Here is a 14945-nt window from a genome sequence, read left to right as displayed (position 1 = left end):
CTGTCCGGGACTTAGCGGAAATGCTGTCCGCGACTTACTGAAATCACTGTCCGGGACTTAGTGAAATCGGCGTCCGGGACTTACCGAAACACGCAGAGACGAGGCTGCGCGACGACGCCCGCATCGGGATCCTCGTCAACAATGCCGGAACGGCCATCGGCGGAAGCTTCATCGAGCAGAGCACGGATGACGTTACACGGCTCGTAGCGCTCAACACGACCGCCCTTCTGCGGCTTGCCAGTGCCATCGCCCCGCGCCTTGCGGCGGCGGGCGAAGGCGCGATCGTCAACATCGGCTCCGTGGTCGGCCTGGCGCCGGAGTTCGGCATGACGGTTTACGGCGCAACCAAAGCCTTCGTGCTGTTTCTGTCGCAGGGACTCAGCCTCGAGCTCGCGCCGAAGGGTGTCTACGTCCAGGCCGTGCTTCCCGCCACGACGCGAACGGAGATCTGGGAACACGTCGGCGCCGACGTCAACACGCTTTCCAACGTGATGGAGGTGGACGATCTGGTTGATGCGGCGCTGGTCGGATTCGACCGCCGCGAACCGGTGACCATCCCGCCGCTTCCCGATGCCGGGCAGTGGGACGCGCTTCAGGCCGCGCGCCAGGCCATGCTTCCAAACTATCGGAACGAACATCCCGCCGAGCGGTACCGCAAGGTCGCCTGAGCACCAACGAAGCCATTTCGATAACGACCCCGCCGCAGCGGGGACAAACAAAGGTGACCTATGACGAGCAAAACGCTGTTTGAGCCCTATACTCTCGGCTCGCTAACCCTCTCCAATCGTATTGTGATGGCGCCCCTGACGCGCAATCGCGCTGGACCGGGCTTCGTTCCAGGCGATCTCGCCGCGGAGTATTACGGCCAGCGCGCGTCGGCCGGCTTGCTGATTTCCGAGGCCACGCAGATCTCGCGGCAGGGACAAGGTTACCAGGACACGCCAGGCATCTACTCCCAGGCTCAGATCGACGGCTGGCGCAAGGTCACGACCGCCGTGCACGCCAAGGGCGGGCGGATTTTCCTGCAGCTCTGGCATGTCGGCCGCGTCTCGCACGTCGACCTACAGGAGAACGGGGCGGCGCCGGTTGCGCCGTCGGCGATCCGGGCCCAGACCAAGACGTTCGTCAACAATGGCTTCGTCGACGTCTCGGAGCCCCGCGCGCTGGAGTTCGAAGAGGTTTCTGGGATCGTGAACGACTTCCGGCAAGCGGCAGCTAACGCCATTGAGGCCGGTTTCGATGGCGTCGAGATTCACGGTGCCAACGGCTATCTGCTGGACCAGTTCGCCAAAGACGGCGCCAATGTCCGCACCGATGCTTATGGCGGCTCGGTCGAGAACCGCGCCCGTCTGATGCTGGAGGTTGCGGCTGCGGTGGTCGAGGAGATCGGCGCCGCGCGCACCGGAATCCGGATCTCGCCCGTATCGCCCGCCAATGGCGTTTCGAGCAGTGATGCTCAGGCACAGTTCGACTATATCGTCGATCAAATCGATGCCTTGGGCATCGTCTACATTCATGTCGTCGAGGGCGCCACGGCCGGGCCGCGCGATGTCGTACCGTTCGACTTCGGATCGCTCCGCCGGCGCTTCAACAACACCTATATCGCCAACAACGGCTATGATCTCGACCTCGCGACGTCGCGGCTGGCCGAGGACAAGGCCGACCTGTTCGCCTTCGGCCGCCCCTTCATCGCCAATCCCGACCTTGTGGAGAGGCTTGAGACCCGCGCACCGCTGGCGGCCGTCGACCCGGCTACGATCTATGGCGGGGGCGCCGCGGGCTATACGGATTATCCCGCCATCGCAGCCGCAAGCAGCCACTGATCCCTTCGGCGCCGCATTTTGGTGCGGCCCCGACCCTTCTGCGCTGTCTGCGATAGTGGATCGCAAGCTGGCAAGCATTAAGCGCGCGGATGCCATGGAAGTCCGCGATCACATGGATCACATGCTTGACGGTCGCAAAGCGTCTTCGGTAGATCGCTACTTGAACGTAGTTCGCGCGGTCATCAACCACGCCATAAGAGACTTTGACCTATCTGGCGTCACCAATCCCTTCATGAATTTGGAGGCCGCGTCGAAGGATAAGGCCGAGCCCGACAAGGACAAGCGCCGTCCTTTCACCTTGGACGAGGTCACCGCCATAACCGCCCGCATCTCTTACCATGCCAAGGCGGACCTTCAACACATTTGGACAATTCTGAATGGCACCGGCGAAGTAGAGCTGGTCGCCAGCGAATGCCAGTGCGCGATGGCGGCCAGCTGGTCTGAGCGTTATCTCTTCATGCACTGCCCGGAGCCGCCGGGATCGCAGACTTCTCCTACACCGCAATCGAAATCGCGTGTGCAGGCGGGCGGCGACAAGGGCGGGGCGAGGACGATATAAGGCGTATGGACCTTGTCGCCAGGCGGCACGAAAGCCGGCGCTCGCTCGCCTGCGTCACCGAGCGTGCGGATATAGAGATAGAGCGACTTCTTGTCCTCATCGCTCATCGCCCGTACATTATACCCTGGCATCGGTGGATAAGTCCCAAGGCCTCGAAGATATGAAACGAAGCCGTCGGCTGTGAGGTCGACGGCCGTCAGTCGTAGGTTTGCCGCATAGCTGGTTCCCCACGGACCCTGAAAGCCGAGTGCATTTCCCTTGAGAGCCTTGGCCGGATCGATCTTGCCGCCACTTTCGCTATATCCTTCGGTGTGGCAATCGTGGCAGCCGCCGATGATGGAGATGTAGAGTCCTCGCTCGACCGAAGGTTCCCCTGCCGCCGGCGCGGCATTGAGAGCAAGCGCGGCAATGCGCATCAACCAATATGCACGCATCGCATTCCCCTTGCTTGGTGCCGTAGAGCTCGAGCGATGTCCATCAGATGGCCGGCTTGTTGGGACTGAGTCTGTCGCAAACTCGTACCGGTTGCAACACCGGGTGATGATAGTTCGTGTCCTCTACGCGGTTCAATTGGGAATGGAGAAAGACCGATCAGCAAGCGGCAGCCGCCTGAACCATGGCAGTGATCGCCCACGTCTTCATGATCCGGCGCCTCGCCCAAATCCTGGGCCAGGATGAAGACCTGCTGTGGGACCTGTCGGACCAGCTCGAGCCTGAGGATGGTAAGCTGTGGGTCTACGATATCGATGGAATCGCAACCCCTGTCTTTAGCGACTTCGGCATCGAGGCCCTTCGCGAAATCATTCGAGACCAGGCGACAGCTAGTTGTCCCGTCAAATCCGGCACGCCGCGGTCCCTACCGGATGCTTACGGTCTTGACGTTGACCGGAGGGGAGAACCAATGGGTCGCCATGACACTACTACTCAGGAGAGAGATACATTTTGGCCTCCTTAGCGGCAGCCTCAAATGCCTTTCGTATCACGTGAGGGTCAATCGGATCGCCCTCCACAGCCGACAGGCAGAGGGTCACCGCCTTGTGCCAGCAAGGTCCTCTCCGGGTCCACGTCTTTAGCTGCTCAAGGGCTGCCCTCGCATTGTTGCAGCCATGCCTATCACCGGACGCAGTCCTTACGAACACAGGAGGGACGAACCAATGGGTTGCCATGAGGGGAATCTAGAGCGGGACGAGCCTGCCGACCAACCCAGTTGTAGTCCGCAATAATGGAACAACGCAGGCGCTCTGTAGTTTAGAAATCGCAGCGGTCGATTCTTCGTGGATGCAGCCGCCTGCTGGGTCCGTCGCCTTTCTCACGAGCGGCGGGCCTCCACCTTATGGAGGGACTAACGTCCCCTGCTCCTTAGCGGCAGCCAGGAATGCCTTGCGGGCCTCCTCGGGTTCCATCTGGTCGGAAATCACGGCGATGCAAACGCGCACCGCGAGGTCCCACTGAAGGCCATGGTTGGTCCACTTCAGGAGTTCCTCAGCGGCTGCTTCAGCGTTGCTGACCTTGCGCGTCGAACCGCTACCCTCGGTCCTTACAGGGACCGGCGGGGAGAACCAATGGAGCGCCATGCAGTCACTCTTTGCCGGCCCGATCAAGTTCCTGCAGCAAATGCTTTTGCTCAGCCGGCAGCTCCTGTTCTACAGGCAGATTTAGCATGGCGCGAAGGTAATTGCGGATTACCTCTGAAGTGATCCACCGCCGCACAACTTCGGCAACAACTTCCTGTTTGGCTTTATCGATTTCGACCACGTTCAGGCCTACATGCTTAATAGGGCCGAACCCCCCTCGCGAGCGGATTTGTTCCTTAGAGGGCGGGGAATGTTTGGTACAAAAACCCGAGGGGGTGATCGGACAACTGGCTCGCGCGAGGACCCCCCGTACCCCCCTCCGTTCCCTTACGGCGCCGGTGGACACAGCCTTGCTATGTACCCTTGGCAGCGTCCTCGATCAGTTCGGCTATTAAGGTGCGGACCCGTAGGTCGGACCTATCCCCTATGTTTCCCACATCTTTCGTCACCATCCCCGGCGAAGATACGGACACCGCCCCGCTCACCTTAACGTTGACCGTAAAGGTTCTTCTAGGCGCCTTCTCCAATTCTCGCTTCCTGTAGATCTGGAAACGAATCGACGGGGCTAAAGCTTTGACCCGCCGGCGTGGCGCGGTGTCTATGTCGACAGCCACCTCGCCTGCCACGTCAGCCTTGGCTGCCTCCAGCGATGCAATCACGACGTCGTTTAGCCAGGCCTTTGCTTGCTCGCTGAAGTCCAACATGGGGGCATCTCGCTTCCCCATCTCCGCGCCGCCGACGGGCTCCTCCTGCTGACGGCGAGCTTCTTTCCCGCGCTCAAGGGCTTCTTTAAACTTTGCCATCCCTGTTGCTCCGATTTGTCATCAGGCCACCCCCGTCAGATCGGCTATGGCGCCCTCCCATTCACTAGAACGCGCGTAGTCGGGGTACGTTGCGTTGGGGAGCCTTTGGGTTCGCCGCTATTCAGCACACGCGGCGGCCGATGGACAGCGAAGCAGGTTTCGAGGGTGCTGGAGAGGGTATCGGGCTGATTGTTTGACGGACTGGCTTTGCGTTGTCGTCCGTGCCTATGAAGCAGCTCGCTCACCAGCTGGTTGCAATTGCCGTTGGCGCAACTTTCTGATGTGAATAACCCGACCACTAGCTATGAAGGCGTCGTGGAGGAGAGCGCAGCGCACTTCGTGCGCGAAGCTACGATCGCCGGTGCTGATCTGCGCGAGATCGTCACGCTTGAGCCGGAAAGCAAGGTCACCTTCTTCCAGGCGACCGGTCCGCGCGAAGCGGAAATCGGGTCGCAACGGGTGCAGAGGCCTGCGGGCAGGAACAGGCGGGCATCGCGCGCCTTGAGTTCGAGGCCCTGCCATATCTGCGCACGGGTCAGCTTGGTCTCGCCTCCGGAATTCACCGGAACGGTAGCGGTCGTGTAAATCACGATGTGTCTCCTGGACAAAAGGTCATCGGTGATGGGGCTCAGCCGGCAATTGCGGCCGCATAGTCGCGATAGGAGCGCAGCGGCCGGCCCAGCAGCGCGGTCAGCCGATCGACATCGCCGGCATCGGGGACCATGCCGTCCGTGAGGAAGCGCTCCGCCATCAGGCGCATGTCGAGCGCCTTCCAGCTCGGCATGAACTGCCGCAGGTTCTGCTCGAAGCCGGCGGTGTCGTCGCCCGGATACGCGATCTGGCGTCCGAGGACGTCCGTCCAGATGGCCGCGACATCCGCGCCGGTCAGCGTGTCGGGGCCGACCAGGTTGATGCGGTCGAACGGCAGAGGCGCGGCGGCCTGCTCGCGGCGGATGAGTTCGATCGCGGCGATCTCGCCGATGTCCCGCGCGTCGATCATGGCGACGCCCTTGGCTCCGATCGGCATCGGATAGATGCCGTAGCCGGTCACCACGTCCTTGATCGTGATGTCGTTGTTCATGAAGTACGCGGGCCGCAGGATGGTGGCGTTGAGCCCCATCTGCTCGATCATCCGCTCGACGCCGAACTTGCCCGCAAAATGCGGCACGTTGACGTAGAGGTCGCTGTGGATCACCGACAGGTAGACGATCCGCTCGATGCCGGCCTCGCGGGCAGCGGCCAGCGCTACCAGCGCCTGGGTAAATTCGTCGGCCACCACCGCGTTCAGCAGGAAAAGGGTGGAGACGCCCGAGAAGGCCTTGCGCAGGGAATCGACGTCGAGCAGGTCGCCCTGCACGACATCTACGCCAGCGGGGAAATTGGCCTTCGAGGGATCGCGAACCAAAGCGCGCACATTGGCGCCACGCTTCACAAGCTGTTCGACTACGTTGCGGCCGACATTGCCGGTCGCGCCGGTAACGAGAATGGTCATGGGGTTACTCCTGAGTTGAGCCGGATGGCATCCCAGAAAATTAGTGATCCACATTTGTGTCGGTAGGCGTTATATCTGGACACTCCGTCTCATTGGTGGAACACATGGATCTACTTGCCCTTGCTGATTTCAATCTGGTCGCCCGCCACGGGGGCTTCGGTAAGGCCGCGCGCGCTGCCGGGCGCCCGAAGGCCACCTTGTCCCGACGGGTGGCGGAGCTGGAGGCGAGTCTGGATCTACGGCTGTTTGAGCGTGGCGCGCGCGCGTTGAAACTGACGGAAGAAGGACGTGCGCTTTTCGAGCGCGCGGGCCGGTTGCTTTCCGAGCTCGAAGAGACGGCGGCGGCGATCGCCTCAGGCGGCGAAAGGCCGCGAGGCAGGTTGCGGATCAGCGCCCCAGTGCTGTTCTCACAGACCGCGATGGGGAAGATCGCTGCCGGCTTCGCCCTGAAATACCCGGAGGTAAGGCTCGAGGTCACGACGGAAGACCGCGCCGTCGACATGATCGAAGAGGGATTTGACCTGGTGATCCGGGTCAATCCGGATCCGGATGAGAGCCTCGTTGGGCGAGCCTTTCTGCGTGATCGACTGGTGGTCGTGGCAAGTCCTCACCTCGCCCGGCCGGCTGAGGGTCTGGCGACCCCGGCCGTCATGCGTTCGACAGCCGATCGAAGGGCTTGGGACGTGAAGACGCCCACTGGCCGGTCAACAATCGCGATCGAGCCGGTCCTTGCGCTGTCGTCACTCATCATGGTCCGGGATGCGGTGCGAGCGGGCGTCGGCGCGGCACGCCTGCCGGTGTCGCTGGTGAGCCATGATCTGGCGGACGGAACGCTGGTACATTGGGGGGATCTCGATCGACCCGACATCGCCCTGTGGACGCTGTATCCCTCTCGGCGGCTGCTGAGCGCCCGCGTCTCCGCATTCATCGACCATCTGAAGCAGGCCTTTCCGATGGGAACACCTGACGAGCTGGCCGCCTATATCGGCAAATGACGCCCAGGAAGCTGGTTAACCCAGCTGAGGCCTTATGCGAGGCACAAGGAAAGCAGTTGCCGTGCTTTCTTGGTGGGTGCGTTATTCGAAATGTCTTCCGCGAACGCGACATTTTTTAACGGCAACCGGCTCCGCGAACGGTGCCATCGTCACCACTGCTGACGGCCGGCTATGTGTAGGTATTGAGAGCGCCACCGACCGCATTCCCTTCCCTCCTCGTGGACGAAAAGTGTTCGTTCGAATGATGCTTTTCCGTTGCCATAAGCGCAAGGTTTTGGTCAGCCAGCACAGGGCCTCCTCTTAAGCTCGCTGGCCGTCAAGGCCCAGCGGCCTCTAGCTGCCAGTCTCCCCCGCAACCAAGCCGCTGGGTCGCCTCGCCAAGGGCGAAGCTTGCAGGCCGCGTGTATATTAGCAACATCTTGACTAGGGGCACCGTCCGCTCCACACTCAAGTGTATGGCGCGGGGCATTGGCATCGGTGACGTGGTTGCGATCACGGCCACGGTAGGTAGGCGGGTCGCCGACGACCGTATCAGCGTCTCAATCCCCTCCTACAGCATCGGCGTTGGCACTGGAATGGCGCTGGCCGGTTAGATCGCTAACCCGCAAGATTCCACCCGTGCGCGGATTGCGCCCACGATCGCCAACTTGGCTTTATTCAGCCTTGAGGTTAATCACCCGCATCACGGCGACCACTGTCCCGTTGTTCGTAGCAGCCTCCTTCGTGCTACCCTTGCCGCAGCTCCATACATCGCCTTCCTTGGCTGTGAACTGCATATCCCCGGCCGTGACCTGCAGCTCGCCTTCAGTGACCGTGCAGACCATGTCGTCGGCCATGACATCCCCCAGCGGGCTAGATCCCTTTGGCTGATACACGACGTCTTCCATCGCGATTTTCTTGTACCCCTTGATATGGGAGTCTCGTGTTCCCAGTTCGACGAGCCGAACGCCGGGAAAAATCTCTTTGCCATCAGTCGGACCGTAGGTCTTGGCCGCTGCCGGAGTCGGCAATGCAACCAATAGCGGGGTCGACAACGAGGTGGCACCAAGGGCGAGAGCATTACGTCGAGTCATCTTCATAACATTATCCTCCCTGAGTTAGTCCGCCCACAACTGGGCGAACCTGATATTTTACGCGCCCGTGCAGCCAAATAGTCAAAACACAATTGAGCAGGCCCATGCTCAGTATGGCCACCACGCCAGCGCAAGCGCGACACCAGCGGAAACGATGAACGCGAGCCAAGGCGCAATCATTCCAGTGTGCCTCGTGGTCGTGGCGAGTCCCTCATCTCGCCCGGCCGGCTGAGGGTCTGGCGACCTCGGCCGTCATGCGTTCGACAGCCGATCGAAGGGCTTGGGACGTGAAGACGCCCGCTGGCCGGTCAACAATCGCGATCGAGCCGGTCCTTGCGCTGTCGTCACTCATCATGGTCCGGGATGCGGTGCGAGCGGGCGTCGGCGCGGCACGCCTGCCGGTGTCGCTGGTGAGCCATGATCTGGCGGACGGAACGCTGGTACATTGGGGGGATCTCGATCGGCCCGACATCGCCCTGTGGACGCTGTATCCCTCTCGGCGGCTGCTGAGCGCCCGCGTCTCCGCATTTATCGACCATCTGAAGCAGGCCTTTCCGATGGGAACGCCTGACGAGCTGGCCGCCTATATCGGCAAATGATGCCCAGGAAGCTGGTCAACCCAGCTGAGATCTTACTCCAGAGTTGGGGGATCGAGCGGTCGTAGGTCGTGCAAGCCTTTCCGCCGCAAATCTCAAACGCGCGTTTTTTGCTTTCGGCGCATGACAGCGTCTTTCCCCCGGAATCGCCCGCCCTATTTCGTCTCGACAGGTGGGCGGCTGCTTGCTGGACGAGTCCTTGCGGCGAGTACGGCATGTGCTTCGAGGTACCCCACATGAACTTCCACGATCGGCACCTATTGAGGTTGCGGGTGAACGGAGAGGATCACAGCCTTTCCGATCTCGATCCCCGCGTCACGCTGCTCGACCTGCTGCGCGAGCGGCTTCATCTGACCGGAACGAAAAAGGGATGCAATTTCGGCGAGTGCGGCGCCTGCACGGTGCATCTCGACGGGCGGCGTGTGAATGCCTGCATGATACTTGCCGTGTCCGCCGAGGGACGCGAGGTCACGACGATCGAAGGTCTGGCAAACGGCGATGCGCTTCATCCCGTGCAGCAGGCGTTCATCGATCATGATGGTTTCCAGTGCGGATTCTGCACGCCCGGCCAGGTGATGTCGGCGGCTGCGCTGATCGAGGAGGGACATACCGGCTCCGATGCCGAGATCCGCGAATGGATGAGCGGCAATCTGTGCCGCTGCTCGGCCTATCCGCAAATCGTCGAGGCGGTGCGCGCGGCGGCCGGGAGGGTGAGCCAATGACCCCATTCGTCTATGCGCGCGCCGACAGCCTGGGCGACACGATCGCGGCAGGTGCCGCGCCGGATAGCGCCTTTCTCGCCGGCGGCACCGAATTGCTCAACTGGCTGCGCCTTGGAATTGCCGAGCCGACGCGGATCATCGATATCTCCCGCCTCGACGGGCTGGATCAGATCGAGGCACTGCCCGGCGGCGGCTTGACGATCGGCGCGCTGACTCATCTCAACGACGTCGCGCAGCATGCGCTGGTCATGCGCGACTATCCGGTGTTGAGCCAGGCGATCCTCAACGCGGCGTCGCCGCAACTGAGAAATCTCGCAACGATAGGCGGCAATCTGCTGCAGAAGACGCGCTGTGCCTATTTCCGTGCCGAAGAGCAGCTGCCATGCAACAAGCGTCAGCTCGGCTCCGGCTGCTCGGCATTGCATGGCATCAACGACAATCACGCAATCTTCGGCTGGACCAAAGATTGCGTCGCCACCCAGCCATCCGACCCGGCGGTGGCGCTGGCAGCGCTTGATGCGGTTGTCGTCACCGCGCACCGCAGCGGCGGCCGGCGTATTCCGGCAGCCGAATTCCACCTGCTTCCCGACACGCGGCCCGAGGCAGACAATGTGTTGCAGCAAGGCGAACTGATCACGGCAATCGAGCTGCCGGCAGCGGCGCCGCGATCGGCCTACCTCAAGGTGCGCGAGCGCGAATCCTACGAATATGCCATCGTCTCGGCCGCCACGGTGCTGGAGATGGACGGCCAAACCATCCGTCGGGCTGCCGTGGCGCTGGGGTCCGTCGCGCTGCGGCCGTGGCGCCTGAGCGCCGCCGAGGAGCAGCTCGCCGGTACCGAACTCGGCGATCGCGAGGCGTTGAGCACCGCCATCGAGCAATCCTTCGCCGAAGCGCGTCCCTTGTCGCAGAACGCCTACAAGATCGAACTGGCCAAGACCGCCGCTTTGCGGGCGATCGAAAAAGCAGCGAGGATGCCGTCATGATGATCAGCCAGCCTGTTGCCCGCCCTGACGGCGGCGTCAAGGTTACCGGCCGCGCCCGCTATGCGGCCGACTATTTTGCTCCCGATCTGCTCCATGCAGTGCTGGTGACCGCGCCGGTTCCCGCCGGCCGCGTGACGTCGATCGTGGTAGACGACGCGCTCGCCGAGGAAGGCGTCGTGCGCGTGCTCACGCATGAGGACATGCCCAAATTCGGCCGGTTCGCATCACCGAGGGCCGAGCCCGATACGCAGATGCAGCAGGCCGAAGGTCCGCCGGCGGCGCAGAGCTTCATGCCCATGCAGGGCAACGAGATACGTCACGAGGGCCAGCCGCTTGCCATTGTGCTGGGCGAGACGCTGGAGGCGGCGGAAGCCGGCGCCCGCCGCGTCGCATTGCGCTACGAGTTCGCCGAGCCGGCATTGCCGGCACCGCTGGAGTGGACCGCCATCGACAAGGCTGCGGTCGTGCCGAGGGAGAGCGGCTTTCTGTTCCTGGAGCCGACGTTTACGAAGGGCGAGATCGACCGCGGGCTTAGCAACGCGGCCGCCATGGTCGAAGCCGTCTACCTGCAGCCGTCGCGCCATCACAACGCCATGGAGCCCTCGGCGACGCTCGCTGAGTGGAACGACGGAGAGCTGACGCTGCACGACGCCACGCAGCACGTCTATGGTGTCCGCCAGGTGCTTGCCGCCCGTTTGAATATCCCGGCCGAGAAGGTCCGCGTGATTTCCCGCCATACCGGCGGCGGCTTCGGCGGCAAGGGTTGGATCTGGCCGCATCAGGTGCTGGCCGCCGCAGCGGCGCGCATCGTGCAGCGCCCGGTCAGGCTGGCGCTCAGCCGTGCCAATGCCTATTCCTGTCTCGGCTACCAGCCGCGCATGGCACAGAAGATCGTGCTGGCGGCGGACAAGTCCGGCAAGCTGACCGCCGTGCAACAGGACGTGGTCAACCTGACAACCGTGACCGACGATTTCGTCGAGTTCGCCACCGAAGCCTCGAAGGGTCTCTACGCCACGCCGGCCATGCGTCTCAGCCAGCGCGTCGAGCGCGCGAACGTCGCCATGCCGACGCCGCTGCGCGCGCCGGTCGAGGGTCCCGGCACCTGGGCCCTTGAAAGCGCGATGGACGAGCTCGCCCACCGCCTCGGTATCGATCCGCTCGACCTGCGTCTGATCAACCATGCGGACACGGATCCGGCCACCGGCCAGCCCTGGTCATCGAAGAAGCTGCGTGAGGCTTACGAGGAAGGCGCCCGCCTGTTCGGCTGGCGCGAGCGCCCGCGCAAGCCGCAACGCGACGGCGATTGGCTGATCGGCTACGGCATGGCGACCTGCAGCATGGGCTGTTTCCGCAACCCGACGCCTGCAGCCGAGGTCAGGCTGCACAGGGACGGCACGGTGCTCATCCGCACCGGCACCCAGGACATAGGAACCGGAACACTCACCATCTTTCCGCAGATCGCAGCCGACGTGCTGGGCCTGCCGATGGAGAAGATCGAGTTGGAAATGGGCGATACACAGCTGCCGGAGGCGGGTCCGACCTATGGCTCATCGTCGACCATGGGGGTGGGCGCGGCGGTGCTCGCAGCCGCCGAAGATGCACGTTCGCAGCTTGCCCGTCTTGCCAATCTGCTGCCGGACGAGGTCGAGATGCAAGACGGCAAGATTCGCCGCAAAGGCGCTGCCGGCGGTCAGACGATCGCCGATGTTATGAGCCATACCGACATCGGCGAGATCATCGGCTCCGGCTCGTTCGATCCGGCGCAGCATGGCAAAGGCCTCGCCATGCGCACTTTCGGCGCGATCTTCATGGAGGTCGGTGTCGATCCGGGGCTCGGCCTGCTCAGGCTTCGTCGCGCCGTCGGCAGCTACAGCGCCGGCCGCATTGTCAATCCCCGCACCGCACGCAGCCAGATGACGGGCGGCATCATCTGGGGCTGGGGCATGGCGGCGATGGAGCAGAGCAGGCACGAACCGGTGCTTGGGCGGTTCCTGTCGAAGAACCTTTCCGGGGTCGCCATTCCGGTCAACGCCGACATTCCCGGCGATATCACAATCCACTTCGTCGACGAGGTGGACGAGCATGCCAGCCCGATCGGCGGCAAGGGCATCGGCGAGCTCGGCGCCACCGGCGTTGCCGCTGCGGTGGCCAATGCCGTCTTCGACGCTACAGGCAAGCGGATCCGGGAGTTGCCGATCACGCCGGAAAAACTGCTGTAGAAGGGCCGGCCCGCGGAAGCGTCTGCTCGACGAGGTTGACATAATAGCGCATCACCGTCGGCACGATCTCGTCGTTGAAGACGTAGCGGTCGCCGTGCAGGCCTTCGCCCGGGCCGACCTCGCCGGTGCCGATCCACGCATAACAGCCGCCGGCGTCGCGGATCATGAAAGCGAAATCCTCGCAGCCGAGACTGGGGCTGAACTCGGTCAAGACATTCTCCCGGCCGACGACGGATGCCGCCGCCTCGACGGCGCGGGCCGTCGCGTCCGCGGTGTTGATCAGCGGCGGATAGCCCCTCCTGTAGTCGACGCTGGCGTTGAGCGAATGCGCGGCGGCAATGCCTTGTGCGATCTCGCCGATCAGCGTCTCGCAATGGTCGGAAAGGCCGTGCTCGAAGAAGCGGCAGGTGCCTTGCAGCCAGACCTTGCCCGGCACGATGTTGCCGACATTGCCGCCATGGATCTGCGTGAGGCTGACGACCAGCGCGCTTTGCGGATCGACCGAGCGGCTGACGATGCGCTGGACGGCTTGCACGAAGGCGCTGGCGGCCAGGATCGGGTCGTCGCCGAGCTGCGGCATCGCGGCATGCGCGCCAAGACCCTCGAAGGTCAGTTCGAAATTGTCCACGGCCGCCATTTGCGCACCAGCGCGGGCGGCGATCGTCCCCAGCCTGACGCCCGGCCAGTTGTGGACCGCATAGATCGCCTCGACCGGAAAGCGCTTGAACAGGCCGTCCTCGATCATGCGCATGCTGCCGCCCTCGTTCTCCTCGGCGGGCTGAAAGATGAAAATGACGGTGCCGTCGAAGGTGCGGGATTGACTGAGCAGTTTGGCGGCGCCGAGCAGCATGGCGGTGTGGCCGTCGTGGCCGCAGGCGTGCATCAGGCCCTCTCTCCTCGAAGCATAGGCCAAGCCGGTTTTCTCCAGCACCGGAAGCGCGTCCAGCTCGGCGCGCAGGCCGATGCCGCGCGCGCCACCACCGCTGCGCAGGACACCGACGACCCCGGTGCCGCCGATCCCTTCATGCACCTCGTCGAGGCCGAAGGAGCGTAGTTTCTCTGCAACGAAACGCGCCGTTTCGTATTCATTGAATCCGAGCTCCGGATTGGCATGGATATGGTGTCGCCAGCCTATGACGTCTGGTGTCAGCGCGGCGATGGGGTCATTATGCAGCATGATGCCTCCTTTCACGCCGACAAAGGCGGCGCGATTTGATCCTGCCAGGCATACAAGGCCGGACGAGAGGCGTCTTGAACCGGATTGACCATGGCAAGGACAAACGAAGCGGCAGAGACCGGGAAATACTGGCGGCATCCGTGCTTCCCCGACCTTGGCCTGTTCGAGGCGCGCTTCACCCAGCACCGCTACGAACTGCACACGCACCCGACCTATGTGATCGCCCTGATCACCTTCGGCTGCGAGCGGATTCGCATCGGCCGTCAAAGCGTTCTTGCTCCGGCAGGCGCCATTGCCGTCGTTAATCCAGAGGATTGGCATGACGGCGAACGCGGCGCGGACGAAGGCTGGGCCTACCGGACGTTTTATCCTTCGGTGCCGCTGATGACCGCGCTTGCCCGCGAACTCGGCCGCGATGGCGCTCCGGCCTTTTCGCGCGCGACTATCCAAGACAGTGGTCTTGCTGCAGCGTTGGCGGCAGCACACCAGGGCTCGACATCCCCGGACACAATGACGGCCGAGACGTCCCTGCTCGTGGCGCTGCGACGGCTGATCGTTCGGCATGGCGATTGGAACGGGCGTCCCGAGGAGCTCGAAAGCTCCAGTTCACGGCGAAGGTTTTCGCTCTACGGCGATCTTGTCGAAAGCGAGCTTGGCTCGCAGCTCGACCTCAAGCGGCTTGCAGGCGCGGCTGGCGTAACCCGGTTCCAGGTCATCCGCGACTTCAACAAGGCGATCGGCCTCACGCCGGCGGCCTATATCCGCGACCGGCGATTGCGCCGGGCGAGCGCGCTGATCGAACGGGGATTTGGCCTCGCCGACGCCGCCATCGCGGCCGGTTTCGCCGACCAGAGCCATCTGTCCCGTACATTCCGGGCCATGCGTGGCATGACGCCGGGCATGTTTAGAAGAGCGGGATAGGCGCT

At 63.1% G+C, this 14945-nt stretch carries 15 protein-coding genes and 3 pseudogenes; 9 read left to right on the top strand and 9 right to left on the bottom strand.

Features of this window, described 5'->3' with window-relative positions:
- Positions 1–77 precede the first annotated feature (77 nt).
- Both NKJ40_RS27485 and NKJ40_RS27480 read left to right on the top strand, forming a co-directional pair.
- Positions 78–668: pseudogene (locus NKJ40_RS27485) on the top strand (SDR family NAD(P)-dependent oxidoreductase); the annotation flags it as partial.
- 60 nt (positions 669–728) lie between these two features.
- Positions 729–1823, top strand: a complete 1095-nt coding sequence (locus tag NKJ40_RS27480; protein WP_352468753.1) for an alkene reductase — start codon at positions 729–731, stop codon at positions 1821–1823.
- 447 nt (positions 1824–2270) lie between these two features.
- Here the strand turns inward: NKJ40_RS27480 and NKJ40_RS27475 are convergent, their stop codons facing one another.
- A complete protein-coding gene (locus NKJ40_RS27475) occupies positions 2271–2816 on the bottom strand; it encodes a hypothetical protein (RefSeq protein ID WP_352468752.1) in 546 nt (181 codons plus the stop codon).
- Between the two features lie 182 nt (positions 2817–2998).
- Between NKJ40_RS27475 and NKJ40_RS27470 the strand changes: the two genes are divergently transcribed.
- Entirely contained in the window at positions 2999–3337 is a 339-nt protein-coding gene (locus NKJ40_RS27470) for a hypothetical protein (RefSeq protein WP_352468754.1), read from the top strand.
- On the opposite strand, the gene NKJ40_RS27465 is transcribed toward NKJ40_RS27470, so the two are convergent.
- The 6 genes and pseudogenes from NKJ40_RS27465 to NKJ40_RS27435 all read right to left on the bottom strand — a co-directional run bounded on the left by NKJ40_RS27465 (position 3303) and on the right by NKJ40_RS27435 (position 6251).
- A complete protein-coding gene (locus NKJ40_RS27465; protein ID WP_352468751.1) occupies positions 3303–3548 on the bottom strand; it encodes a DUF982 domain-containing protein in 246 nt (81 codons plus the stop codon). The genes NKJ40_RS27470 and NKJ40_RS27465 overlap by 35 nt on opposite strands.
- A 165-nt stretch (positions 3549–3713) precedes the next feature.
- Positions 3714–3956, bottom strand: a complete 243-nt coding sequence (locus NKJ40_RS27460) for a DUF982 domain-containing protein (RefSeq protein ID WP_352468750.1) — start codon at positions 3954–3956, stop codon at positions 3714–3716.
- A 4-nt stretch (positions 3957–3960) separates the two neighbouring features.
- Positions 3961–4137, bottom strand: a complete 177-nt coding sequence (locus tag NKJ40_RS27455; RefSeq protein ID WP_352468749.1) for a hypothetical protein — start codon at positions 4135–4137, stop codon at positions 3961–3963.
- A 172-nt stretch (positions 4138–4309) separates the two neighbouring features.
- Positions 4310–4759 carry a hypothetical protein gene (locus NKJ40_RS27450; RefSeq protein ID WP_352468748.1) on the bottom strand — a complete coding sequence of 150 codons (450 nt, stop codon included), beginning with the start codon at positions 4757–4759 and terminating at the stop codon, positions 4310–4312.
- Positions 4760–5193: 434 nt separating this feature from the next.
- Positions 5194–5349, bottom strand: a pseudogene (locus NKJ40_RS27440) (AtaL-like protein); the annotation flags it as partial.
- Positions 5350–5387: 38 nt separating this feature from the next.
- The gene (locus NKJ40_RS27435; RefSeq protein WP_352468747.1) at positions 5388–6251 is read right to left on the bottom strand and encodes an SDR family oxidoreductase; all 864 of its coding nucleotides are present in this window, start codon (positions 6249–6251) and stop codon (positions 5388–5390) included.
- A 104-nt stretch (positions 6252–6355) separates the two neighbouring features.
- Between NKJ40_RS27435 and NKJ40_RS27430 the strand changes: the two genes are divergently transcribed.
- A complete protein-coding gene (locus tag NKJ40_RS27430) occupies positions 6356–7246 on the top strand; it encodes a LysR family transcriptional regulator (RefSeq protein ID WP_352468746.1) in 891 nt (296 codons plus the stop codon).
- 653 nt (positions 7247–7899) lie between these two features.
- Here NKJ40_RS27430 and NKJ40_RS27425 read toward each other — a convergent pair.
- Positions 7900–8325 (bottom strand): hypothetical protein, encoded by a 426-nt coding sequence (locus NKJ40_RS27425; protein WP_352468745.1) that lies wholly within the window; start codon positions 8323–8325, stop codon positions 7900–7902.
- A 184-nt stretch (positions 8326–8509) separates the two neighbouring features.
- Here NKJ40_RS27425 and NKJ40_RS27420 point away from each other — a divergent pair.
- From NKJ40_RS27420 to NKJ40_RS27405, 4 genes and pseudogenes are all read left to right on the top strand, one after another.
- A pseudogene (locus NKJ40_RS27420) lies at positions 8510–8918 on the top strand (LysR substrate-binding domain-containing protein); the annotation flags it as partial.
- Positions 8919–9151: 233 nt separating this feature from the next.
- On the top strand, positions 9152–9637 hold the full coding sequence (locus NKJ40_RS27415) for a (2Fe-2S)-binding protein (protein WP_352468744.1): 486 nt from the start codon (positions 9152–9154) through the stop codon (positions 9635–9637).
- Entirely contained in the window at positions 9634–10623 is a 990-nt protein-coding gene (locus NKJ40_RS27410; RefSeq protein WP_352468743.1) for an FAD binding domain-containing protein, read from the top strand. The genes NKJ40_RS27415 and NKJ40_RS27410 overlap by 4 nt, the downstream gene beginning before the upstream one ends.
- Positions 10620–12842: a xanthine dehydrogenase family protein molybdopterin-binding subunit gene (locus tag NKJ40_RS27405; RefSeq protein WP_352468742.1), complete on the top strand. Its 2223-nt coding sequence runs from the start codon at positions 10620–10622 to the stop codon at positions 12840–12842. Before NKJ40_RS27410 ends, NKJ40_RS27405 begins: the two co-directional genes overlap by 4 nt.
- On the opposite strand, the gene NKJ40_RS27400 is transcribed toward NKJ40_RS27405, so the two are convergent.
- Positions 12820–14019 (bottom strand): amidohydrolase, encoded by a 1200-nt coding sequence (locus NKJ40_RS27400; protein ID WP_352468741.1) that lies wholly within the window; start codon positions 14017–14019, stop codon positions 12820–12822. The genes NKJ40_RS27405 and NKJ40_RS27400 overlap by 23 nt on opposite strands.
- A 90-nt stretch (positions 14020–14109) precedes the next feature.
- Between NKJ40_RS27400 and NKJ40_RS27395 the strand changes: the two genes are divergently transcribed.
- Positions 14110–14940 (top strand): AraC family transcriptional regulator, encoded by an 831-nt coding sequence (locus NKJ40_RS27395; protein ID WP_352468740.1) that lies wholly within the window; start codon positions 14110–14112, stop codon positions 14938–14940.
- Positions 14941–14945: the final 5 nt, after the last annotated feature.

It is taken from the genome of Mesorhizobium sp. M0119, assembly GCF_040322615.1.
Classification (GTDB): domain Bacteria; phylum Pseudomonadota; class Alphaproteobacteria; order Rhizobiales; family Rhizobiaceae; genus Mesorhizobium.
This window is presented reverse-complemented; position numbering and strand designations above follow the sequence as displayed.